Origin of the sequence: Tenacibaculum agarivorans (genome assembly GCF_001936575.1) — a bacterium.
GTDB classification, from domain to species: domain Bacteria; phylum Bacteroidota; class Bacteroidia; order Flavobacteriales; family Flavobacteriaceae; genus Polaribacter; species Polaribacter agarivorans.
Genome location: NZ_MSMP01000015.1, coordinates 45,184 through 68,298, shown reverse-complemented (window position 1 = coordinate 68,298; position 23,115 = coordinate 45,184). Strand labels below are relative to the sequence as shown.

15 protein-coding genes are annotated in these 23,115 nt (G+C 29.5%); 3 read left to right on the top strand and 12 right to left on the bottom strand.

Features of this window, described 5'->3' with window-relative positions:
• Positions 1-35: 35 nt before the first annotated feature.
• Positions 36-6,314 (top strand): non-ribosomal peptide synthetase, encoded by a 6,279-nt coding sequence (locus BVC87_RS12940; RefSeq protein WP_075342808.1) that lies wholly within the window; start codon positions 36-38, stop codon positions 6,312-6,314.
• Between the two features lie 35 nt (positions 6,315-6,349).
• Complete coding sequence (locus BVC87_RS12935; RefSeq protein WP_075342807.1) at positions 6,350-7,240, top strand: hypothetical protein; 891 nt, start codon at positions 6,350-6,352, stop codon at positions 7,238-7,240.
• 183 nt (positions 7,241-7,423) lie between these two features.
• Here the strand turns inward: BVC87_RS12935 and BVC87_RS12930 are convergent, their stop codons facing one another.
• The 4 genes from BVC87_RS12930 to BVC87_RS12915 form a co-directional block, all read right to left on the bottom strand.
• Entirely contained in the window at positions 7,424-9,592 is a 2,169-nt protein-coding gene (locus BVC87_RS12930; RefSeq protein WP_075342806.1) for a cellulase family glycosylhydrolase, read from the bottom strand.
• Positions 9,593-10,125: 533 nt separating this feature from the next.
• Positions 10,126-10,869: a hypothetical protein gene (locus BVC87_RS12925; RefSeq protein ID WP_075342805.1), complete on the bottom strand. Its 744-nt coding sequence runs from the start codon at positions 10,867-10,869 to the stop codon at positions 10,126-10,128.
• A 2-nt stretch (positions 10,870-10,871) separates the two neighbouring features.
• The gene (locus tag BVC87_RS12920) at positions 10,872-11,609 is read right to left on the bottom strand and encodes a hypothetical protein (protein ID WP_075342804.1); all 738 of its coding nucleotides are present in this window, start codon (positions 11,607-11,609) and stop codon (positions 10,872-10,874) included.
• 202 nt (positions 11,610-11,811) lie between these two features.
• Positions 11,812-12,537: a YebC/PmpR family DNA-binding transcriptional regulator gene (locus tag BVC87_RS12915; RefSeq protein WP_075342803.1), complete on the bottom strand. Its 726-nt coding sequence runs from the start codon at positions 12,535-12,537 to the stop codon at positions 11,812-11,814.
• 390 nt (positions 12,538-12,927) lie between these two features.
• Between BVC87_RS12915 and BVC87_RS12910 the strand changes: the two genes are divergently transcribed.
• Positions 12,928-13,788: a coiled-coil domain-containing protein gene (locus BVC87_RS12910; RefSeq protein ID WP_075342802.1), complete on the top strand. Its 861-nt coding sequence runs from the start codon at positions 12,928-12,930 to the stop codon at positions 13,786-13,788.
• A gap of 627 nt (positions 13,789-14,415) precedes the next feature.
• On the opposite strand, the gene BVC87_RS12905 is transcribed toward BVC87_RS12910, so the two are convergent.
• The 8 genes from BVC87_RS12905 to BVC87_RS12865 form a co-directional block, all read right to left on the bottom strand.
• Complete coding sequence (locus BVC87_RS12905) at positions 14,416-14,754, bottom strand: hypothetical protein (protein WP_075342801.1); 339 nt, start codon at positions 14,752-14,754, stop codon at positions 14,416-14,418.
• A gap of 22 nt (positions 14,755-14,776) precedes the next feature.
• A complete protein-coding gene (locus BVC87_RS12900; protein WP_075342800.1) occupies positions 14,777-15,142 on the bottom strand; it encodes a hypothetical protein in 366 nt (121 codons plus the stop codon).
• Positions 15,143-15,177: 35 nt separating this feature from the next.
• Positions 15,178-15,486, bottom strand: coding sequence for a hypothetical protein (locus tag BVC87_RS12895; RefSeq protein ID WP_075342799.1), 309 nt, complete (start codon positions 15,484-15,486; stop codon positions 15,178-15,180).
• A gap of 4 nt (positions 15,487-15,490) precedes the next feature.
• Positions 15,491-16,747, bottom strand: a complete 1,257-nt coding sequence (locus BVC87_RS12890; RefSeq protein WP_075342798.1) for an OmpA family protein — start codon at positions 16,745-16,747, stop codon at positions 15,491-15,493.
• 567 nt (positions 16,748-17,314) lie between these two features.
• Positions 17,315-18,052 carry a LytR/AlgR family response regulator transcription factor gene (locus BVC87_RS12880; RefSeq protein WP_075342796.1) on the bottom strand — a complete coding sequence of 246 codons (738 nt, stop codon included), beginning with the start codon at positions 18,050-18,052 and terminating at the stop codon, positions 17,315-17,317.
• Positions 18,049-19,878, bottom strand: coding sequence for a tetratricopeptide repeat-containing sensor histidine kinase (locus BVC87_RS12875; RefSeq protein ID WP_075342795.1), 1,830 nt, complete (start codon positions 19,876-19,878; stop codon positions 18,049-18,051). Before BVC87_RS12875 ends, BVC87_RS12880 begins: the two co-directional genes overlap by 4 nt.
• Positions 19,879-19,887: 9 nt before the next feature.
• Positions 19,888-21,516, bottom strand: coding sequence for an acyl-CoA carboxylase subunit beta (locus BVC87_RS12870; protein WP_075342794.1), 1,629 nt, complete (start codon positions 21,514-21,516; stop codon positions 19,888-19,890).
• Positions 21,517-21,576: 60 nt separating this feature from the next.
• A complete protein-coding gene (locus BVC87_RS12865) occupies positions 21,577-23,061 on the bottom strand; it encodes a helix-turn-helix domain-containing protein (protein WP_083629448.1) in 1,485 nt (494 codons plus the stop codon).
• Positions 23,062-23,115 lie beyond the last annotated feature (54 nt).

Here is a 23,115-nt window from a genome sequence, read left to right as displayed (position 1 = left end):
AAGCATAATACTTAAAAACAAAAAACTCTCCCATTATGGAAACTATAGCTGATCAAAAAAAAGAGAATCAGGTTATAACGCAAGCAACAATTCATAAAACATTACCAGAATTATTTAATTTACATGTAGATAAAAATCCTGGTAAAGTTGCAGTTCGCTATGGTAATTATACAATGACGTATGCAGAACTCAATGCTAAAGCAAATAAAATAGCCCATTATATACAACATAATTTTTCAAAGAAGTACAACAAAAAAATATCGAAAGGTATTTTCATAGCTATTTTAGGTAAAAAGAATCCGACTATGATTGCCAGTATTTTTGGGGTTTTAAAAGCTGGAGCTGCTTATGTAGCAATAAATCCCGGAGATCCTGAAGATAGAATAACGTATTTGTTGGAGAATAGTGGAGCTGCTTTTTTATTACAAATAGAAGAGAACAATACGAATAAAAAATTCCCTTGTGATTATTTACATATAACAGATGAAAATTTAGAAGAGTATTCCGATTATCCTCCTAATTTTGAAAATGATTCTCAGGAAACAGCCCAACTAATTTATACTTCAGGTTCTACAGGTACTCCAAAAGGAGTATTAATAACACATCAAAATATTAGTAATCGTTTAGTTAATCCAAATTTTGTTACAATTACTACTGAAGATAGTTTTTTACAGTTAGCAAATTACGCATTTGACGCATCTACTTTTGAGATATTTGGAACTTTATTGAATGGGGCTACTCTGGTTTTAATTAATCAAAAACTATTATTTGATTTTGAATCGCTAACCAATTATATCAAAGAATATGGAATAACAATTGCTTTTTTTACTACTTCTTTCTTTAACGCTATTGTAGATCAGCATATAAAACTATTAGAACCCATAAAGCAAATCCTTTTTGGAGGAGAAACAGCCTCAATAATTCATACTAAAAAAGCATTGGAATATTTAGGCCCAAAAAGATTAACAAATATATATGGACCTACTGAATGTACAGTATTATGTACCTTCTTTAAAATAGATGAGATATCCTCAACGCAAAAAAATATCCCAATTGGAATGCCTGTTGATGATGGTTCAATTTATATTTTGAATGAGGAATTAAATCCAGTAAACACTGGAGAAATTGGAGAAATTTGTGTCAAAAGCTTGAGTGTTGCCAAAGGATATTATAAAATGCCGGAGAAGACAGAAAAAGTATTTGCAAAAGGCATTGTTGGAGAAAATGAGATCATTTACAGAACAGGTGACTTAGGATGGATAAATCAAGATGGAATTATAGAATTTATAGGTAGGAATGATAATCAGGTAAAATTAAGAGGATATCGAATAGAACTTGATGAAATAGCATATCATATAATGACGCATCCTAAAGTGAGGTTTGCAGCTGTTAGGATAAAAAAAGATCGTAAAGAGTTAGGGTATATTGTTGCTTGGGTATTAATTAATGGTCAAATAGAAAAGAAAGAAATTAAGGATTTTCTATCCACAAAAGTAGCAGATTATATGCTGCCAAGACATATCGTATTTATAGATGAAATACCATTAACATCAAATGGTAAGTTAGATAAAAAGAAACTTCCTGATCCTATAGAGGTTGGTGTTTCCAAGGATTTTATACCTAAAAAAGATGGATCAAAAGAAGAAAAACTATTGTATGCTCTTAAAGAAATATTTGGAGAACAACTTATAGGTATTGACGATAATTTTTTTGCTTTAGGACTAGATTCCATTTCTGCACTACATTTTGTAGCTGAATCTAGAAAATTGAATCTCTATTTTTTAACCTCCGACATTTATAATTATCCTACAATAGGAGAATTGGCTCTGATAGCTAAAGAAAATGTAAAAAAAGTATCAAAAGATACTACACTTTCAGAAGAAATTAGGTTGACACCTATTCAAAAATGGTTTTTCAATTTAAATTTTTCCAATCCGAGTTATTTTCAACAAGCACAAATAGTAACAGCAAGATCAATAGACATTCAAAAATTACAAAATGCATTTCTAAATCTTGTAAAGTCTCACAATATTTTTAAAGTTAAGTTTTATAAAAAGAACGGAGCCTTTGTTCAAAATTATGACAATGATGTCGATGATACGTTTCTAAGTTTTCATAGTATAAAAGGGGTAACAAATGAAAATAGAGGAGTTGATCAGATAAAAAAAGAAATAGAACAACAGATTAATCTAGAAAAAAATGAGCTATACAAAGTTGCTGTTATTGAAGGGAATGATGATAAATTTTATATTCTTATTATTCTACATCATTTAATTGTTGATGGTGTTTCTTGGCGAATTCTAGTAGAAGACTTAATACAGCTATATCAAGGAAAAACAATTTCAAAAACAGATAACTTTCAATATTGGTACCAGCAGTTAAAAGCCTATGCTCAAAATGAAAGAACACAGCAAGCACTTCCTTTTTGGAAAAGGGTTTCGGAACAAGTAGAAATGTTTGAATTGCCAAAAGATCAATGTGTTATTACTTCAAAATATTCGTATAATTCTGTTCAGGATTGTCTTTCAAGGCAGGAAACAATTGCTTTATCTAAAGATTGCTTTAACGTTTATAACACTAATATAGAAACATTACTCCTTACAGCATATGTAAAAAGTTTAGCTAACTGGATGCAACAGTATAAAGTTACTTTCATGTTAGAAAGTCATGGACGAGAAAAATGTATTGAAGAGGTAGATGTTTCTCGAACAATTGGATGGTTCACATCTGCTTATCCAATGGTGATTACACTACCTGAAGATAAAGATATTGAGGCCAGTATTATAGCAATTAAAGAACAACTGAGTAATGTTCCAGATAAGGGACTTTCTTATGGAGCGCTCAAATATATGAATGATGATACTGAGGTTAACAACGGTATAAAAGATACTTATCCGGAAGCTTGGTTTAATTATTTAGGAATTTTTGATGATGAGCAATACGATTTACCAAAAGAATGGAATTTATTTGATGAAAAGAGTGGGCATGATATTGTAGGAATAGAGAATCAACGTTGGAGTTCTTTAGAGTTTAACTGTTCTATTGTGAAAGGAGAGTTTCGCTTTGAAATAACTTATGATACCAATAAATTTAATACAAAAATGGCAGAAAAAATTGCAGCTGATTTTAAAGCGAATTTGAAAAATATTATTACGCATTGTAGTACAAAAAAAGAGATTCGTTACACACCTTCGGATTTTGAATTAGGCCATTTGAATCAGTTTACATTCGATCGGCTATTTGAAAAACTAAATAAACGGGGAACTATTAAATCGATTACTCCAGTAACTGGTTTACAACGAGGAATGTTATTTCATTATTTAAAAAATAAAGAATCAGATCAATATTATGTACAAGTTAAAATTACAATCTCTGGAAATCTTCAAAAAGAACAATTGCAAAGAAAATTACAACAATTAATTAAAGAGAATGAGATTTTTAGAACTGTTTTTGCTTGGGAAGGTCTAAAAGAGCCTTTACAATGTTCATATGAGTATTATGAAGATGCTGATATGATGAGTTGGAATGAAGTCTCTTTAATAGGTAAAGATCAGGATATAATAGATGAAGAAATTGATCATATACTCTCAAATGACAGAAAAACTAAATTTAACCTTAGTCAAGAGTTTCCATTACGTTTTTTACTTATAAAGCAAGATAATAATTCGTATGCGCTGGTATGGACAATTCACCATATTTTAATTGATGGATGGAGTATTTATCATATTATAAATGATTTAGTAAACTCTTTTCAAAATGCTGATATTGGAAATAATTTTCACCAATTAAAATCATTACAATTTCATCATTTAACACGTTGGCTAAATTCGCAAAGTAAAGTTCCAGCTTTAAAATTTTGGAAAGAACAATTAGCCAATATAGAAGATTTTACTCCTTTTCCATATACTAAAACCAATCATCAACCAAGTCCAGATAAACCAATTGAAAATCAACAAGAGTATATTTTGAAATTTTCAAAACAAGCGACTGAAGAGATTAAAAGCCTGGCTAAAAAATATGAAGTTACACTCAATTCACTATTCCATTTTGCATGGGCAAAAATGCTTCATTTACATCATAATAATGATCATATTGTCTTTGGTGTAACGGTTAGTGGACGAAATCATGATTTTCAAGGTATAGACCGAATTGTTGGTCCGGTCATTAATACCTTACCTGTAGTAACAAATTGGTCAGTACAACATACAATTCAAGAACAAGTTCAATCAATTCATAGAACATTTCAGCAAATAAACCAGTATAGCTATGTTGATTTAAATGAGTTATTAAAAATGACAGCATTAAAAACGCCTCATTTATTCAATCATATTCTGGTGTTTGAAAATCATAAAGTCATAGCGAAATACCAACAGAATACTAGCGATATTCAAATTGAAAATATAGAGGAAATAGAAAAAACGAATTATCCAATTACGGTTATAGGTGCGGTCGAAAATGAATGTTTCCAAATAAAAGTAGTATATGATGCTGATTGTTTTGAAGAACAAATGATTGATAAAATGCTGCGAGTATCACGAGAAATTTTAATGTACACTACCAATAACCCAAAAAGTGATACAAACAGTATTCCTGTAGAATTATCGGTACCTGTTTATAACTTTCTTGCAATAAAAGACTTAAAAGATAGAACAGATTCTAATAATGTTATTCTAGATAATAATGAAATCAATAGATCTTTTGAGGATAATCAAAAAAGTCAATTATTCATTGAGCTATGGGAAAAAGTACTCGATCAGAAAAATATCTCTGAAAAAGATGATTTTTTTTATTTAGGCGGTCACTCATTAAACGCATTAGAATTATCGAATGAATTAAAAAGAAGAGGAGAGGTAGTATCTGTAAATGATATTTATAAATATAGAACCATTGAACATTTAGTATTATTTGTTTCAAATAGACAGAATAAGGATGAAATCGATCATAAATTAACGCCTCTTAGTGTTAAAAATGAAGATAAGATTTTTCCTTTATCGCCCTTACAACAGCGATTTGTCACCAGAAAATTAATCAATAGAAATCGCTTTAATGTGCCTTTTTTAACTAAGATTAAGTATAAGGTTAGTTTAGAGGTTATTAATAATGCGGTTACAAAAATTGTTGATATTCATAAATCATTACAATTAAGGTTTCTTAAAGAGAATGGTGAGTTTAAGCAATATTATGATCAACACACATTAAATAATTTTTGTGATTATGAAAACCTAGCTTTAATTGATCCAGTAGATCAAAATCAGTTCATAAGTGAAAAATGTGCAGAAGCACAATCAAAATTTGATTTGTTGGATGGAAACAAATTATTTAACGTGTTGGTTTTTGATAACTATTTGGATACAAATGCGCCAGTGATATTTTTCTTGTTCCATCATCTGGTATTCGACGGAGTATCACTCCAAATTTTTATCAATGACTTTTTTAAATTATTAGTTTCTAACACTGATAAAGAACAAGCTAAGCAAATAGAATTATCCAGCTCTATATCATATAAAGATTGGGTATTAACGATACAAAAATACATTGCAAATAAAACTTTTGCAACAGAGCATACTTATTGGAAAGAAATACTAAAAGAAGGAGGAGATATTCCAACAGATTTCAATCCAAAAGCAAGAGCAACACATAGAGAAATGAAAGCTGTAGAGAATGTTCTTTTATATAGTAGCTTACAAATAGAAAAGTTTTCAAAATCGATGCAAAAGCATCAGTTAATGCCATCAAATTTTCTAGTTTCCGTATTATATAGTTTGTGTTATGATTTTTTTGGGTCAAATGATCTTTTAATAGATATAATGAGTCAACAACGAGAATCTTTTTTCCCAAATGTAGAAATCGAAAGAACTACTGGTTTCTTTGCAGGGGCCTATCCAGTACGACTATCCTTTAGTAAGGAAATAAATGAAGAGCAGCTAATGCAACAAATTAATCAAACAGTATTGGATGTTCCTAAAAATGGGCTTGACTATTTTATTTTAAAGTATGCAACTCCAAAAAATACAACTGATGAACTTTCATTACCGAAACATAAAGCAACTGTACTATTTCATTATTTAAAAACCGAAAATATTTTTCCAGAAACCTCATATTACGAACAATTAGATATACCAACTGGTTTCACAAATTCTAAGGACAATGAATCTAATTACGTATTAAATATTACTGTTATGGAGAGCGCAAATGAATTGAAAATAAGATTTTATTACTCCACAATACATTTTAAAGAAACCACAATTACCAATTTAATTAATCAATATAAGAGAAAAATGTATCATTTATTGAATTGGAATCTCAGAGAATAAATTAAAAAATAATTAACTATAAACTATTTAAAATCATGAAAGTATTTGAATTTTGCCCGTTTTTTAATGAGAACAAGGTAGCAGAAATTAAAATAAAAGAAAATGCTAATTGGGTAGATCAACTTTACATTTTTGAAGCGAATAAAACTTTTACAGGTAAAGAAAAGCCTTATAATTTCAATACATCTTTGCTAACAGATAAAGTACATTACGAAAAAGTTGATGCCAATAGTAAGTTTCGAGAAATAGAAGAAAATAAAGATTATTATAACCCAGAAACATGTCAAGCAAACCAATTTGATAAATGGTATTGGGGACTTTTGAGTAATAACTATGCTTTTTTTAATGAATCTGTTCAAAGAAATATGTGTAGTGTACTTAAAGACACTATTAGTGATGATGACATTATCATTTTGTCAGATTTAGATGAAATAATAGATAGTCGCTATGCAGATAGAATTATAGAAGAGGTAAAGAAACATCAAATTCTTACAGTGAAATTACATTATACTTCTTTCTATCTTAATTTATTTCTTGAATCTAATCATGGTGCTCCAGATTGTAGTTACAGACTTTTTGTAATGACTGGAAGGTATTTTAAATCTATGCCATTTACATCAGATTTTCTTAGAAAAAAAGGTATAGCAGAAGCGTTGTATGATGTTTTACCGTGTTTAGATTTCTTTGCAGGTTTTCATCATTCATGGGTAGATCATTTAAACAATGGATTGCCAAAATTAAAGGCTTTTGATGCTAACGTAAAGGATAAAACAATTTTAACTGAAGAGTATTTAGAAAAATGTATAAAAGATAAAAGACTATATTATTTAGATGCTAATTTATACATGGATAATACTAAAGAATTTCTTACCTCATTGGAAGAGGTAAATACAACTAAACTTTGGTTGCAAGAAACAGAAATCTAATGTAATAATATGTAGTATGTTTTTGAGTTATAAGGCTAAAGTAATCTTGAATTTAAAATTGATTTTCTGAAAATATTGAACTTTTAATTCACTGTATCACAATAAAAAATACCGTTCAATCTGAACGGTATTTTTTTGTTGCTGAAAGCATTATTTATAAACTATTAATAAAAAAATAAAGTCTTAATTTTTAATTATTTTTTGAAGTACAACTTCTCCTGATGATTTTGTTAGGTTTATAAAGTATAATCCTTTATTCAAGTTTGTTAATTTAGAATCGAAATGATTATTTATTCTTTGTTTTACTATAAGTTTACCCACAGTATTATATATTTCTATGGTTTCAAAATCCTTATAATTTATTATAGTTTTATCCTTAGATCTTAATGGAGAAGATCTTTGAGATAATGTTTTTCCAAGCATAAAAGGAACTATACCATAAGTAAAAGAACCATCATTATCTATTAATCGAAACCAACCTCTATCATCCCAAATAGTAAAAGCCATATCATTAGCTAATGTAGTATCTGCTATTACTTTATAAAATTCTCTAACAACATCTGAATTTCTCTCAGCTTGATTATTTCTACGTCCAACACCAAATTCTCCATAATGTAATGGAACGTCTAATGTTTTTGCATGATTAAATACTTCTAGAATAGAATTTTCAATACTATTTTTCCCAGGATAATTACTGTTATTACCATCTTGACCACAAAATTGCCAAGGATCATACGTATGAACTTGGATGGCCAAATATTCATCATTCCCATTACCAGGAAGCGCATTTTTATTAGGATATACATCATCAATTAAGGTATGATTCCCTTGTCCATTAGTAGCAATCATAATAAGTCTTTCAGTATTGTTTCCACCGGTAGATCGAATAGCGTTGTAACCTACTCTCATTATTTGACGAGTATAGGCTAATTGTTGTGCATTTCTAGGATCAGGAGCGCCACCCGGTCCATCAAATTGCCCCATATTTCCTTCGGGTTCATTTAACACTTCAAAAATTAACTTATTTGAATATCCTTCAAAATAATTGGCGATATTTTTCCAAAGATTTGTGAAGCGGTTATTAAGACTGTCTGATCCATCATAATGTTCTTTTAACCATTTTTCATGATGCGTGTTTAATACAACATACAAGCCTAAGTTTAAACAATAATCTATGGTAGTAACTAATTCTTTAAATCTAGGATGATTTGTTTTTAAATCACCATTAGGTTCAGCAATAGCATCTCCATTCACATGCTCTATCCAAGAAGTAGGAATTCTAATATGTTTCATTCCTTCGTTAGCATAAGCATCTATCAAGAATTTAAATGATGAAAAGTTAGAAGAGTTAATACCTAAGTCAAATACATTTCCTAGGTTGAAACCAGAACCCATATCACGAACTATAAATTTAGCTGCTGGAGCATTACTAGTAGCAACTTTATGTACCGCAAACCAATTAATATCTACACCAGATTGTAACACTAATACTCTAAGTGTTTGTTTACCTTTATTTAATTCAGTTTGTAACTTTACATTTTGAAAACTTTCCCAATTACCAGTTTGTGGAATGGTAATATTACCAAGAATAGTGGTATCACTCAATAATTGAATTTGACCGTCTCTAGATAATCCATTAGAAATCCTAAATTCGAATTCATAATTCGAGTTTTCAGGTACATTTATTTTATATTCATACCAATCACCCGAATCATTATACCCAACTTTTAATCCGCTATTTCCATCGCTAGTAGGAACTCTCATTAAATTAATTTGATCATTTTTAAAGTTTGTATAATCTTCAGCTTCTATAGTATTGGGAATTTCAACTACAGGAATATCTGGAATAGTTGAAATTCTTTCAGTATCTATCCAGTTAATATCTACACCAGATGAAATGACTGCTATTCTAATTGTTTGTTGACCATTAGGTAAGTCAACTTCAGTAGAAATTGTTGTAAAACTTTCCCAGCCACCTGTTTGTGGAATAGTTATAGTTTCAAGAGCGTTATTATTACTTGAAATTTGTAATAGCCCATTTTTAGATAAGCCATTAGAAACTCTAAGATGGAACTTAAACTTACCAGAGGTATTTACATTTACTAAATATTCATACCAGTCACCGGTATCATTATAGCCCATTTTAATACCGCTATTCCCATCACTTGTAGGAACTCGCATTTGGTTGGTTTGAGCATTATTGAAATTAACATAATTTTCAGCTTCAAATAGAAAGGGGAGATTTATTCTATTTGCTTCACTTTGTTGTGACTGTAATGTGTAGAATACTAGAAAAAAAAGTACGCTAAATTTAAAAGCCACGTACAAGCTTTTGTTGTTAAAAGATTTCATTTTTAGATTTTTTTAGAAGGATTATTTTTTAGTTCTATAAAGTTAAATGGATTTGTTTTCAATCAATTCAAATAAAATATCAAAAGAATATATTATTTGTATGATAACGAATTTTGATAACGATTGAATTTTTATGAAATTATAAATTAAGATACTTCAGAGGTGAAAATCCGTAAATATGAATAGATTAAAAAGTAGCGAAAATATTTCCCTCAATAAAAAATCAACTTCACTCATTAAATTGTATCGTTTACTCGATGTGTGTTTTGTAACAGCTAAAGTGTATGTACTTTTATAACAGATAAAAAGTAAAAAATGTTTGAAAAAGGTTTTGGGGTTATCTTAATCATTATCATTTATCTACCTTTTGGTTGTTAAAAGTAAAAAAAGAGCTAATGAAAATCGAGGGTTTAGTTAAGGAAAAAAAAAGGTAATAATATAATGATTTAGGAGTAAGCTTTGTGAAAATTGGTTTTACTTACCATGCCAATTTAGCAAGAAAAAACACCGCTAATGCGGTGTTTTTTTTATAATTATACAATAGCATATTTTTCTCCATCATTTCCTATTTTATATTTGACTAGTTCACCTACTTTACCGTCTTGACTTCTAAAATTCGAAGCAAAACTAGAGGCAACATAACCATTTTGAGTTTCATAAAGCATACCTTTAGCAGCACCCTGTCCTTTTGGTAAAATAATTTTAGCTGTTACTTCACTTGTTTGAGGTGCTATAGCTTGTTCAGCTCTTTTAGTTCCTATAATATTGTTTAATTTATTATATAAGTTTGATTGTGCTTTTGTGGTATGTTGGGTAATAACTTTTTGTTTATATCTGTTTAAACCAAATACAATAGGTTTTGAATAATGGTCTTGTAAAGCACAAGTATAAACACTTTTTACAGAGGGGATTGCAAAAGGATCAGTCATTAATATACAGTAATTATAAGATCTTGCAAACTGGTACATAGCTCTTAGCTCCTGTTGTTGTAACCATAAGTAATGAGATCGCATTTGTCTTAACATTCGCCTATATTGATTGATGGCAATTTTATAATGTAAATATTGCTGATCAATGTAGTGATGGTGCATCTGATCATCATTGTATTCATCTTCTATATGTAAATCATCTAAAACAGTAACTTCTTTTATACCATCTATAAAAGGTAATTTTAATGTTTTTTTATTGTTTACTGATGATAATGCTTTGACTGGAGAAGGAACCAAATGTAATGCTAATGCACTAGTTCCTAACTTTAAAAATGTTTTTCTATCCATGATTAAATTCTTTTTTCTATAATTATTTCGTCTAATGCATAATTAGGACTAAGTGCATATTCTTTACCTGTGAGATAATATCTGGCTACATTGACATATTCGGTATAATCATTATCATATTGGAGGAAGAATTCCCCTTTTTCATGAAAATGTTGATTTCCCCAACCGGGTTGTAACTCAAAAAGTTCACCATTTAAAACATATAGTATACTAGATGATGTGCTATTAAATAATAGTATATCTCTTTGTTTAGGTTTAATTTTTTTGGGAGGTATACGAATATATGATGGCACTCGTTCTTTTGTAGTTTTTAGATGCTTTGGAGGAGATTGTTTTACGCCACCAGAACTAAGTAATTGAGATACTTCTTTAGACGCAACTTTCTGTAATTGTTCAAAAGCTACTTTTTCCATAACAGCAGTATTTCCACTCAATATGGCACCCGTTTCGAAAATTCGCTGCTTTAATTTTCCTGTTTTTAAGGTAGCGATACCCATATCTATGTACACTTTATCTTTAGATAAATCTAAATTAAGTATGTCTTTACCACCGCTACTTATTCGAATCCGATTAGGATCAATTTTTAAGGGGCGTTTGCCAATTACGGTTGGAATAGCTTCATTATTGATCCATTTTGTAAACTTTTTGGCTGCTTTTTTAAGAAAACCTAATTGAGCTTCTGATGTTTGTGGGAGTAATATCAAAGGAATAATAATTGCAAGTAGTCTGAGTTTTCTCATGAGATCTTGATTTTTGATTACTATTCAAAATAAATGATATTATCACTATGGAAGTATACCTATAGTTAGGTATTTATTTGTTGTTTAGGTGTTTAGGTTGTATTGTGAAGTTTGTTTCTAAATATGTAGATAAAGTAATGGCATAAAAAAATCTCATCTAAATTTTAGATGAGATTTTTTAAAATATTAATGTGTATTGTCATTAAGATAACTCCATACTATGGTAGACTTGGTTTACATCATCATCTTCTTCTAAACGCTCTAATAGCTTTTCAACTTCTTCTTGCTGTTCTGTACTAAGTTTACTAGTTGTGGTAGGGATTCTTTCAAATTCAGAAGAAATAATTTCAATATTATTTTCTTCTAAATATCCTTGGATTGCTCCAAACTGTCCAAAAGGAGCATATAACATCACGCTATTATCTTCTTCATCAGTAAACATTTCTTCAACCTCAAAATCGATCATTTCCATTTCAAATTCTTCTAGGTCCATTCCTAAAGTTTCTTCCTTTACTTTAAAGTTTACTACGTGATCAAACATAAATATAACTGATCCAGAAGTTCCTAAATTCCCATTACATTTATTAAAAGCAGCTCTTACGTTAGCAACAGTTCTATTATTATTATTAGTAGCAGTTTCTACAACAATAGCAATACCATGTGGCGCATAACCTTCAAATAATACTTCTTTATAATTGGCAGTATCTTTATCAGAAGCTTTTTTAATGGCACGTTGCACATTGTCTTTAGGCATGTTAGCTGCCTTAGCATTTTGAATAACTACACGTAAACGAGAATTAGTTTCTGGATTAGGTCCACCTTCCTTAACAGCCATTACAATATCCTTACCAATTCTGGTAAAAGTTTTGGCCATGGCAGACCAACGTTTCATTTTTCTTGCTTTCCTAAATTCAAATGCTCTTCCCATTTTTAAGTGTTAAAATTTTAATGATAGCAAATGTAAAAATTAGAAAGTGGATTTACAATATATTTTAGTGTTCACATATAAACATGTGAATAAAGGTTTTATGTTGCTATACTAGCATCCAATACTGAATATTAGAAAAATAGATTATGGAAAATAATAAAGGCTATAAGTTTAAAAAAGTCTCATTTTTTAGTAGAAATTACTATGGAAGTTTGATTGTTTAAGCTAAGACTTTGGTTTTAAGTATATTTTACTGAAAATTTGCTTGGTGTTAAATTAGGATTTATGGTATAATATTAGTTCTTTTGCGCCGTTAAAAACTGGATTAATAATCTTAACATAGATTATTGTCATTAGTTCGAATTCATAATATTAAAAATGTATATAAAAATGAGAATGTTAAAGTTTTTGATTCTAGTAATCACTTTTTCAACTGTAGCAAATGTTCACCAAGTTGGGGCACAAAACACTAAAGAGGTTAAAAAGAAAATTAAGAATTTAGAAGAGGAAATTCGTGCAAACGAAGAAATGTTAGTGAGTGGAGTAGAAGGACTAGATAGAATAAAGAAAAGATTTGCAAAGTCAGAAAAATCTAAAAAAGTAAGTCAACAAGAATTAGATAGAAAAAGAAAAATCTTTAAAAATGTTGAAGCTAGATTAGAAAGGTTAAATAAGCAGATTAAAAAGCAAAAGAGAAAATTAGAAGATTACAAGGAAGAATTAGCAGAGGTTAAGGGAGAAAAGAATGTAGCAACTAAAGTTGAGGAGACTAAAGTATCATTTGCAAATAATGAACAAGAATTAGCGCAGCGTCAAGAAAGATTAAAAGCAGCTAGAGAAAAATTAGAACAAGAAAGAAAAGCAATTGAGGAAGCTTATTTAAAAGAGCAACAAGAGCTACAGAAAGAAGCTAATAAATTGGCTCAAATAAACGATCAAATTAAAAAAGAGCAAGAAAAAATTGAACAGCAAAAGCAAGCAATTTTAAATAAAAAATTAGAAGAAAATAGAGAAAAAATTAATGAGCTAGAGGATGATGTTTTTGTAAATGAAGAAATGTTAGCTAGTGGTAAGGAAGGGTTGAAAAGAGCAGAAGCAAAATTACAAGAAGTAAAAGCAGATAGTAATTCAACTCAAAAGGATATTGAGAGAAAAGAATCTATAGTACTTAAAATTCAAAATAGATTAAATAAAATTCAAGCTGAGATTAATATCAAAAAGGGTGAAATTGAAAAATTAAAAAACCTTTAAGTTAATTAAAGTTAGAAAAAATAAAAAAAGCCTCAGTTCTATTTAGAATTGAGGCTTTTTTTATGCGGTAAAATTAAGGGTTATTTGTAGTAACGTATTCTTAAATAAGGAATTTTGTATGTTCGATACCCCGACAAAAATTTTGAGAAACGGCTGAAATGACATGTAACTAAGAAAAGTAACCTATTGACAAGAACTTTAAATAACAGAATATATTATAAAGCGATTACAAGCAGGGCTTTTGAATCTTCTTCACGGAATAAAATTTTATTTCGTGAAGAAATCTCAAAGCCTTGGACAGATTTTAGAAGTGAAATTTGGTTCTTAGCAATGCTAAAAAATTCATTGAAGAAGTGTCGTTTTTTTGGTTCGTTTTTTGGGACAAGCAAAAAAATGAACAGCAAACCTATAAAAGTACGAATATTTATAACTTGGTTATGTGACAGACAAAGGAGAGTAAATATAGGTTATTTGGAATATTAATGTAAATATTTGTTTTTCAGTATTTAAAAAAAGATGTCAATGATGGTAATTTTACTGATGATTGAGTTTATCAAAATCAAAAGTAAAATTGTACCGAATCTAGTTCAGTAGAACTATTGAGAACAAGATTATTATCTTCTACTTCTACATAAAACCATAATGATTCATAACTTTTAATGAGATTAGAATACCAATACAACCTGAAACAGTCCAAGCTATTTTATGCATTAGAGGTGCTGTACTCCATAAACTCTTTACGTTACCTTCTAATTTTAGTTGTTGGTAAGTAAAATCTCCACCAGAAAAAATGAGCATACTTAATCCAACCAATACAAAAGAAGGGCCAGCAAAAAGTATTTTATACAATGAAGATTTAGTTATGGATAAAAAAAGGATAATAGTTAATAAAGTACCGACAATTAAAAAAGTTAAACCAATTACAGTTGCTGCTTTATATTCTTTCTTTAAGTTAGAATCACTCATAGTATTTTGTTTTCAAAGTTGGTTAATATTCATCATCTGGTGGGCAATTAATTAAGAATTGAGAAACTATGCTGTCGTCTAGTTTCATAAAGTCATTATATAAAATTTCAATAACTTCTTCCTGAGTCTTATTAGTTTTAAATAGCTCATAAGCTTTGCTAGGAGCTTCTTTAATTGAAGGTTTTACAAGATCTTTTGTAAGTGCTATTATTTTAGATTTCGTAAAATTAAGATCGATAAAAGGCTTTACGTTTCCAACTACACTAACAGCTGCGCCTCTACATATTACATCTTTAGAAATTTGATTACTTTTTACTTCTTGTGAATAGATTTGAATTACACAAAAGCACAGAAATATAAATACGAATATTTTGTTTGTTTTGATCATTAGACTAGGTTTAATAATGTTTATAAGAAGAGAAATTATTCAACATCAGGTTGAACGCCGCAGTTTAAAGATATTTCTAATCTTTTAGCTAAGCCTTCAGGTGTTTCTGTTTCGCAAAGTGTAAGTTCTTTTGCAGTTGTTTCAACTGCGCAAGTACAAACTTCTACAGTATTATTAGTGGCAATGCAAGCTTCTATACCTCTATCAATCATTTCTTGAGTCCATTTTCTATCACAATTTGTGTTTTTATACTCATCATTATTTGATGTGGTGTTATCATTTCCTCCACAAGAGTAAATAAATAATGATATTGATAATACGCTTAAAATTATTTTTCTGTTCATGGTTTTATTTTTTTATGAATTCAACTCTTCTATTATTTGATTTTTCTAGTTCATTAGTGTTTCCGTTTAAAGGAACTGTTTCTCCTTTTCCAGAAACGGATAATCTATCTTTATTTACCCCTTGAGCAACAATAGCTTCTTTTACAGCTTCAGCACGTTTCACAGAAAGTGCTAAATTGGTGTTTGCATCACCATCGGAATCCGTGTGACCAATGATTTCAAAATTCCAATCTGATTTTTCTTTCATAACAGCAACTATCTTATTAATAATTCCCATAGATTGAGGTTTAATAATTGCTTTACCAGAGTCAAATAGAATACCATTGGTCACATATTTTCCTTCAGAAATTATTCGCTTATACATTTGCCCACCCCCATGCGCTATACGTATATTTTTAATGGCTACTTTTTGTTCCTTATCATAAGAATATAATTGAATAGCAAACTTTTCAATCGGTAATTGAAAGTTAGGTAAGTTTGAAATTCGATGTCCATCATAATAAATCTTTAGTTTCTTTTTGTAATATGAAATAGAAACATGATGCCAGCTATTGTTTAGACCGGTAGGTACAGTCTCAAAGTCAAAATTTCTATTATTATCTTTTACACTACCAGATACACCATTTTTATCTATTTCTATTTTGATATCACTAATACCAACATAAAAGCTCTCTTCTCTAAAAGAAATATGATACTTGGTGTCATGTTGGTTATCTGTATACTCATTTACATATACATCAAATTCAATAGTAAATTCATCTGAAAGATAATTTTTTGTGTTAAAAAGAGGAGTAATACGGTTGTAGTCTTCGCTAGTTCCATAAATCATTTTATCATTTCCCAATTTAGCGACTTCAACACCACCTCTAATTAAATCCCATTTAGAAGGGAATTCTCCAATTTCTTCATATTGCAAGTCATCGTAAAAAATGATTTTTTCCCCAGGGATAAACTTAAAAGTTCGGTATAACTCTTTTTTAGGTAAAGAAGTTTTAGAAGTTGTTTTTTCTTTTTGTTGTTTATCTTCCTGTACTGTTTCTTGAACCTGTTTCTCCTTTCGAGATCCTGATGAATCTGAAGATTCATCTTCTTTTTTCTTTTCCTTTTTACCGTTTACGACATCATTAATTTCTTTATCTGCTTTTTTAATGACTGCATTTTCAGCAGTCTTTTTTAGTTTTTTCCAAAATTGAGCTTCAACCGTATTGGGAATTAGAAAAAACATAGCTATGACTAGTAAATTAAGTAGTACTGGCTTCATTATTATTTGGTTTTTTAATTAAAAATAAACCAAATGCAATATTGAATTGAGGTGTTATAGAATTTGAAGCTGTTTTTCTTGAATTTAGTCAGTTTTGTTTAGAATAACATTAGTTCAATATAACTAAAAGGTATCAGTCCGAGGCCCTTGACAAAAGCTTTGAGAAATGGTTGTAATGACATGTTATTAAAAAAATGACCTATTGATAAGAATTTGTAAAAATCAAGGCGGCAGGGTTGGTTGTAAGATGAAAAGCTGTTTGAGCGGAAGCGAGTTCTTTTCATCTGTGGCTGGAGATGCCGTAGTATTTTTAAATTCTTATCATTATAGTCTTGATTTTTGCTCCTTTGCATCAAGGCAAAGGAGAGGAAATAAAGGTTACTTACATATTAATGTTTATTTTTCAGTATTTAAAAAAAAGATGTCAATGGTAGTGAAATACTGAAGTAATTTTGTGTCTAGAACAATCTTTTAGTGATCAAAATAGTCTTTCTCGATACGATTTTCTACTGAAAATCACTCGAATTGACAATTTAGATAATTTTAAATTCTTATATCGAACTTAGGTTAGAATAAATCTTTTAAAGCTTTTATAAGTACTTCTTTTTTACCTTTGGAAACAGGTAAAATAGTTCCATCTAATAATATAATTTCCTCGTTTCTTTTATGAAATTTATCAATATAATTAATGTTAATTAAATACTTCTGATGTATTCGAATAAATGAATATGGAGTCAGTTTTTCTTCAAATGATTTTAATGATTTTGTAACTACAATTTCCTCGTTACTTTTTAACTTAAATATAGTGTAGCTATTATCTGACTTGGCAAAAGCAATATTTTCTACGGGAATAACATGAATGTTTTCAGCATCAGATAGCACAATTTTTTTATGCTGCGAATTATAGTTATGAATAAAAGTGGTTAATTTTTCGAGTTGACTTTGATTTTTATGCTCTTGAATTACTTTATATATAGCATCATTAATTTCAAAAGGAGTGAAAGGTTTAAGTATAAAATCTAAAGCACTAAATTTAAAAGCTTCAATAGCATACTTGCTATAAGAAGTAATAAAAATTACATTAAATTCAGGGTTTGGAAATGCATTCAAAATTGAAAAACCTTCACCATCATCTAGATTTACATCTAAAAAAACAAAATCAGGTTGATGAGTTTTAATCAAAGAAATTCCATCAGTTATAGATGACGCATTCCCTGAAATTTCAATAGTAGGGAAATTATCACTAATGATTTGTTGTAGCATGGCTACTGTATGTTTATCATCTTCAATTAAAAGGCAATTCATAAAGTTTCTTTCTTTTTTGGAAAAAGTAAAGTGATTGTGGTACCATTGCTATCAGATTGTATATGATGTTCTATAGCGTACTTTTTGGTTTGTTTTAAGTTTAAAATTCGCTCTTGGTTTACGGTAGAGCTAGAATGTCTCTCTAATAGTTGATTGTTACTTTTACTTTTAAATCCTTTTCCGTTATCAAAGATAGTAACTCTTATGTTATTTGTATTATTGTAGTAGTGTATAGAAACTTTCCCGTTTTCAATATGCTTTATTCCATGTTGTATAGCATTTTCTATATAAGGTTGAATAAATAAAGGAGGGATTAAAAATTCATCAATATCATTGTCTAAAGTCAAAGAGAATTCAACATTATGTTCAAAATTAACACGTTGTAAGTCTAAATAAGCCTGCATTGCTTCAGCATCTTCTTTAATCATAATAAAGTCAGATGAGGAATTTTCAAAAATAGATCGCATCAATTTACTATAGCTTGAAAGGTATTGTATAGAATCGTCTTTTTTATTACTGTAAATAAATGATTGAATACTATTAAGTGAATGAAATAGAAAATGAGGGTTGAGCTGAGTACGTAATAACTTATGTTGTAAAGAAGCTTTTTGTAGCGATTGTTTTGTTTTTTGATTACGAAACCATAAAAAAGCAGAAGCCACTATTAAGAAGAAAGATAAAATTCCTCCGATGAGCAAACTTCGTTGATTTTGTATTTTACTTTCTTTTAATTCGTTTTCTGAATTGAGTAATTGGATTTGTTGTTCCTTTTTTTCTGATTCAAATTTTTCAGTGATTGCCGTAACTTTTTCTTTTTGTTGCGCATTGTGCAACGAATCTTTAATCTTGTCTTTAAGTTCAGCAAAAGCCATTGCTTTTTTAAAATTACCTAAGCCGAGATAAGCATCTTTTAAATTATTAAGTACATAACTTTTAAGTAATCCTTTTGCTTTGGGTAATGCACTATCTAAATAGGGAATAGCATTGCTAAATTGTTTATCTTTTAAATATGCGTATCCTAAATTGTTATAGGGTAACGCTAAAAAACTACTATGATTTAATTCTTTTTTTAGTGCAATAGATTTTTTACCATACAAAACAGCTTTTGTAATATCTATTTTATTACTTGTGTAATAATCCGAGAGATTATTGTAAATAACAGATAGTATTCTTTTTGAATTGAATTTTTTAGCCAATTTTTCAGCGACTAAAATATTGTCTTCAAATTTTTCAAATTGTTTGAGGTTTTTGTAAATGGTAATTAAGTTAGTCAATATTTGTAGTCGTAAAGGCGTGTCCGAATGAATATAAGTCAGTGCTTTTTCTAAATATTTTTGAGCGTTTTCAAAATTCTGAATACGAGCATGTATAACTCCCATATTGGTATATGTATTTACCAATAATTGTTTGTTTTTTGATTTTTCTGTGGTTTTAGCCGCTTCAACATATAAATCTAAGGCCTTTTCAAACTCTTGCTTTTTGTATTGAATAGTACCCAAATTATGAATTACTTGTCCTTTAATATGAAGAGGAAGTTTCTTTTTAAGCAACAAAGAAAGGAGAGAATCCGATTTTTTAAATTGATTAGAAAGAAGATGTAAACTACTTTGTTGCAATAACGATTTTGCTAAAAGTGTATCATTATGTATCTGTTTAGCTAATTCAATTGATTTTTCAGCATATAAAAAAGAGCTATCTACTGCTTTTTGAGATAGCTCTTTCGATTTTTTTATATACGATTCAATTAATTGTATGTTTTCTGTTTGAGCTTTTACAGTTGAGATAAAAAAACAACATGAACATAAAAAAGAAAAAAGATAACGCATATATGTATATTAAACTTGTATAACTCCTAAGTTAAAAGGTTTCTCAATAGGAGAATGATCCGCAGCTTCAATTCCCATAGAAATCCATTTTCTAGTATCTAAAGGATTGATTACTCCATCTGTCCAAATTCTAGCAGCTGCATAGTAAGGAGAAATTTGTTCGTCGTATCTAGATTTAATTTTAGAAAACAATTCTTCTTCCTTTTCTTTGGTAATTTCTTCCCCTTTTTTCTTTAAGGCTGCAGTTTCAATTTGTAATAATACTTTAGCAGCAGAGTTACCACTCATTACAGCTAGTTCAGCACTTGGCCAAGCAGCAATCAATCTAGGATCATAAGCTTTTCCGCACATTGCATAATTACCTGCTCCATAAGAATTTCCAATAACTATAGTGAATTTAGGAACCACAGAATTACTCACAGCATTTACCATTTTTGCACCATCCTTAATAATTCCTCCGTGTTCAGATTTACTACCTACCATAAAACCTGTAACATCCTGTAAAAATACTAATGGTATTTTCTTTTGATTACAGTTGGCAATAAAACGAGTAGCTTTATCAGCAGAGTCAGAGTAAATAACACCACCAAACTGCATTTCTCCCTTTTTTGTTTTTACGATTTTTCGTTGATTAGCAACAATTCCAACTGCCCAACCATCTATTCTAGCATAACCAGTTATGATGGTTTGTCCGTAACCAGCTTTATATTCTTCAAATTCAGAATTATCTACTAAACGTTCTATAATTTCAAGCATGTCATATTGTTCATGACGAGCCTTTGGTAAAATTCCAAAAATATCGCTTTCTTCTTTTGCAGGCGCTTTACTTTCTTTTCTATTGTAACCCGCTTTGTCGTAATCACCAATTTTATCCACTATATTTTTAATAGTGTCTAAAGCAGCTTTATCGTCTTTAGCTTTGTAATCAGTTACACCAGATATTTCACAATGCGTAGTTGCTCCTCCTAAAGTTTCATTATCAATCGATTCTCCAATAGCAGCCTTTACTAAATAGCTACCAGCTAAAAATATACTACCAGTTTTATCAACAATTAAAGCTTCATCACTCATAATAGGTAGATAAGCTCCACCAGCAACACAACTTCCCATTACGGCAGCAATTTGAGTAATCCCCATACTACTCATTACAGCGTTATTCCTAAATATGCGGCCAAAGTGCTCTTTATCTGGGAAAATTTCATCTTGCATAGGTAAATACACACCTGCAGAGTCTACCAAATAGATAATAGGTAATTTATTCTCAATAGCTATTTCTTGAGCTCTTAAGTTCTTTTTTCCAGTAATAGGAAACCAAGCACCAGCTTTTACAGTAGCATCATTAGCAACAACAATACATTGTTTACCCTGAACATAACCAATTTTTACAACTACACCACCAGAAGGACAACCGCCATGCTCAGCGTACATTCCTTCACCAGCAAACGCACCAATTTCAATTGAATTAGCATCTTCATCTAGTAAATAATCGATACGCTCTCTAGCAGTTAGTTTTCCTTTTTCATGATGTTTTTTTATTCTACTCTCTCCACCACCTAATTTTATTTTGGCTAACCTACGTCTTAAATCTGAAGCAAGTAATCTGTTGTGATCTTCGTTTTTATTGAAGTTGATATCCATTATTGTAGTTTGTTTGTTTTGTCCCCGCTAAAATAGCAAAATCAAAGCAGATTTGAATCTTTATTGGTAAGATGTCATAATATCATTTACCGTTTTTTCTATCGATTTATAACGAGATTTTTTCTCTAATATCCACGGACTAGCAACTCTTTCGCTACAATCTTTAACAGTGCACGATTCACAAGTTACTCCAACCAATGCTTTTTCAAAGGTATCTTCCTTAAGAAAATTGACTTTTCTTTTTAAATGAGGGGCAAGTAACATACCTATACTGATACTGCGATAAATATCTTTTTTAAAAGGATCTTTATTGGCAGACGATAACACTAAATATTCGTTGTTAGAATTTTCATAAGAAGATATCTGAATACCTGAGGAAGATTTTTTCTGATCAGAATTGATAAATTTTTGAATTGTTTTTAAAGAAATCCATCGTCTACAATAATGCTCTTGATTTCTATTCGCGTGTGGAGATTGTTGTTGAGTAATATGCAGTTCTTTACTTAGTCTATATTTAGTAGATCCTTCTTTATATGTAAAACGTAAAAAGAATAAATTTTTAATATTGAATACCTTAGGTAAGATGTTAGTCAATCTTTGATAAAATGTTTCATCGGAACAATTATAACTTTTTATAATTTTATGCAATCGAATAGGATTCCAATCTTCTTTATTGAATAATTCTTCCAATTGTTCTGATAGTTTTTGTTTTGGAATAATTAAAGCACCAGCAAAATAAGAGGCTATAAAGTTATTCAATACTTGGTCAAAACTTTCAAACTTTATCCAAGGAAAAGTATATAGTCGATTTTCAATTTTTAGAAAATTATAGGCAATTTCCTTCGCATAAATAAATGTTTTTTGAGCTTCAGAAATCTCTTTACTTAATAACAGAATGCCTTTTTTAGGAATAAAAATGCTTCTTAAATCAATTAGATCTTTATGTTTGGCAAGTTCATCAGTGTCTATTTTATAATTGAATTCTTCTATTAAAATTTCTTCTAAATCAACTGAAGTAATTTGTTGGGTCAAATCAATTTGGTAAGATTTGGCGAATTTTTCAACATGATCTTCGATTTCTTCAAAGTAATTATTGTGTGCCTCTTGATAAGAACGTAAAGAAGCTAAGAAAAAACTTTCTCGAGTTAAATTGTAATTTTGAGAAATCTTGATAATGGTACTAATGAATGCATTAACCTTAGCAGGAGCATTGGCTACAATATCGATTAGGTTATTTTCTTTTATCCCAAATAAGTCTAAAGGTATCTCTTTTAAAATTTTCGATTGTAAAATTTCACCAATAGGAGCAAGGTTCTTATCTAGTTTCAAAGAAACTAAATGGTCATAAGGAACTTCTAAACTATCAGAAAGTATCGCTATTTTATCTGTCTTCGGATATTTTTTTCCCTTCTCAATCTCGTTCAAATAAGATTTTGATAATCCAGTAAGCTTTGCTAAACCAAATAAAGAAAGGTTTTTTTTAGTACGTATTTGCTTGAGTTTTAGCCCAAAAATCAGGCGAATATATTCGTCTTCTATAATCATAAAATCAAATATAATGAATTAAGCGAATATGATAAAAATAAAAATTTTATAAAA

What these genes read in the sequence shown, in the direction of transcription:
- BVC87_RS12940 (WP_075342808.1), top strand. Translation starts at nt 36, where the DNA reads ATGGAAACTATAGCTGATCAAAAAAAAGAGAATCAGGTTATAACGCAA.
- BVC87_RS12935 (WP_075342807.1), top strand. Translation starts at nt 6,350, where the DNA reads ATGAAAGTATTTGAATTTTGCCCGTTTTTTAATGAGAACAAGGTAGCA.
- BVC87_RS12930 (WP_075342806.1), bottom strand. Translation starts at nt 9,592, where the DNA reads ATGAAATCTTTTAACAACAAAAGCTTGTACGTGGCTTTTAAATTTAGC.
- BVC87_RS12925 (WP_075342805.1), bottom strand. Translation starts at nt 10,869, where the DNA reads ATGGATAGAAAAACATTTTTAAAGTTAGGAACTAGTGCATTAGCATTA.
- BVC87_RS12920 (WP_075342804.1), bottom strand. Translation starts at nt 11,609, where the DNA reads ATGAGAAAACTCAGACTACTTGCAATTATTATTCCTTTGATATTACTC.
- BVC87_RS12915 (WP_075342803.1), bottom strand. Translation starts at nt 12,537, where the DNA reads ATGGGAAGAGCATTTGAATTTAGGAAAGCAAGAAAAATGAAACGTTGG.
- BVC87_RS12910 (WP_075342802.1), top strand. Translation starts at nt 12,928, where the DNA reads ATGAGAATGTTAAAGTTTTTGATTCTAGTAATCACTTTTTCAACTGTA.
- BVC87_RS12905 (WP_075342801.1), bottom strand. Translation starts at nt 14,754, where the DNA reads ATGAGTGATTCTAACTTAAAGAAAGAATATAAAGCAGCAACTGTAATT.
- BVC87_RS12900 (WP_075342800.1), bottom strand. Translation starts at nt 15,142, where the DNA reads ATGATCAAAACAAACAAAATATTCGTATTTATATTTCTGTGCTTTTGT.
- BVC87_RS12895 (WP_075342799.1), bottom strand. Translation starts at nt 15,486, where the DNA reads ATGAACAGAAAAATAATTTTAAGCGTATTATCAATATCATTATTTATT.
- BVC87_RS12890 (WP_075342798.1), bottom strand. Translation starts at nt 16,747, where the DNA reads ATGAAGCCAGTACTACTTAATTTACTAGTCATAGCTATGTTTTTTCTA.
- BVC87_RS12880 (WP_075342796.1), bottom strand. Translation starts at nt 18,052, where the DNA reads ATGAATTGCCTTTTAATTGAAGATGATAAACATACAGTAGCCATGCTA.
- BVC87_RS12875 (WP_075342795.1), bottom strand. Translation starts at nt 19,878, where the DNA reads ATGCGTTATCTTTTTTCTTTTTTATGTTCATGTTGTTTTTTTATCTCA.
- BVC87_RS12870 (WP_075342794.1), bottom strand. Translation starts at nt 21,516, where the DNA reads ATGGATATCAACTTCAATAAAAACGAAGATCACAACAGATTACTTGCT.
- BVC87_RS12865 (WP_083629448.1), bottom strand. Translation starts at nt 23,061, where the DNA reads ATGATTATAGAAGACGAATATATTCGCCTGATTTTTGGGCTAAAACTC.